Source organism: Arthrobacter sp. SPT-J7, from assembly GCF_059089965.1.
Genome location: NZ_JBNHFF010000413.1, coordinates 1 through 1,544 on the forward strand (window position 1 = coordinate 1; position 1,544 = coordinate 1,544).

Genomic DNA, 1,544 nt, shown 5'->3' on the forward strand with positions numbered 1-1,544 from the left:
CCCCGAACGCATGGACCTCACGGCGCGCCTGGCCCAAAGCCTTGGCCTCTTTGACCTGGACCACCTCTCGGTGGCAGCGCCAGGCGTTGCCACTGACACCGAGCTGGAGTCCGTTCACGCCGCCGAGTTCGTGGCTGCTGTCCGCAGGGTGAGTGAAGATCCCTACGCAACTGACGAAGCGCGCGGCCTGGGGACCGAAGACGATCCTGCGTTTGCAGGCATGCACGAGGCCGCCGCACGGCTGGCCGGCGGGTCCCTGCTGGCGGCCTCCGGCATCCTGGACGGATCGGCGCTGCACGCGGTGAACTTCGGCGGCGGCATGCACCATGCTGCCCGTGACAAGGCCAGCGGGTTCTGTATCTACAACGACGCCGCGCTGGCGGTACAGAAGCTGCTCGACGGCGGCATCCGCAAGGTAGCCTACATCGACGTCGACGCCCACCACGGGGACGGGACGGAGAGTATCTTCTGGGACGATCCGCGCGTGCTCACCGTATCCCTGCACGAAAGCGGCCTCACCCTGTTCCCCGGCACCGGGTTCGCCAACGAGATCGGTGGGCCGAAGGCTGAGGGCAGCGCAGTCAACATCGCACTGCCTTCAGGGACTGGTGACGCCGGCTGGTTGCGGGCGTTCCACGCGGTGGTGCCGCAACTGGTGGCAGCCTTCCGGCCCGAAGTGATCATCAGCCAGCACGGCTGTGACTCGCACCGGACCGACCCGCTCACGCACCTCAACCTCAGCGTCGACGGGCAACGGGAGGCGGCCACCGCCGTTTGGAACCTCGCTGCACGGTATTGCGACAACCGCTGGATTGCCACGGGCGGCGGCGGGTACAACGTGCTGCACGTGGTCCCACGGTCCTGGAGCCACCTGATTGCCATCGCCGCGGGGAGGCCGGTGCCGCTGCGGACCGCGGTCCCCGAGGACTGGCGGAGGTACGTCGAGGAGAAATTCGGGGCGGCGGTGCCGGGACTGATGGGCGACGACGTGGAGCTCTGGTGGCGGTCCTGGGAAGTGGGGTTCGACCCTAACGATGCCGTGGACCGCACCGTGATGGCAACCCGCAAGGCAGTCTTTCCCCTGCACGGACTGGATCCCTGGTTCGACTGATAGCCGTGTGCTCCCAGGGCCCCTGGCCGGCGAAACAGTAATGCCTTTGGGGGCATATGTCGCTAGGGTTGGAGGCATGGTGACAGACGACGTATTTGCCGTCATTGCGGAATCGACCCGACGGGACATACTGGCCTCCCTTCGTTCCGGGGACAAGGCCGTGGGGGAGCTCGTGGAGGAACTGGCGGCGAGCCAGCCCACTATTTCCAAGCACCTGAAAGTCCTGCGGGAAGCCCAGCTGGTGAGCATGCGGGCGCAGGGCCAGAAGCGCTATTACGCGCTGAACCGTAAGCCGTTGGAAGGGATCGCCAGCTGGCTTGAGACCTTCGACGTCGGCTCTGCAGCTTCCGCTGCCGCGTCACCCGCCCCCGCTGCCTCCACCCCGGACGGCGCTTCTGAGGCGCCTTCGGCTCCGGCCAGGCGCAACGACGTC

At 67.1% G+C, this 1,544-nt stretch carries 2 protein-coding genes; both read left to right on the forward strand.

The annotated features are described in order from the left end of the window. A partial coding sequence (locus tag AC5RWX_RS33145) for an acetoin utilization protein AcuC (protein ID WP_494100404.1) occupies nucleotides 1–1,111 on the forward strand: 1,111 nt, incomplete at its 5' end. Between the two features lie 76 nt (nucleotides 1,112–1,187). Continuing rightward, nucleotides 1,188–1,544, forward strand: a 357-nt coding sequence (locus tag AC5RWX_RS33150; protein ID WP_494100405.1) for an ArsR/SmtB family transcription factor, incomplete at its 3' end; no start/stop codon positions are given.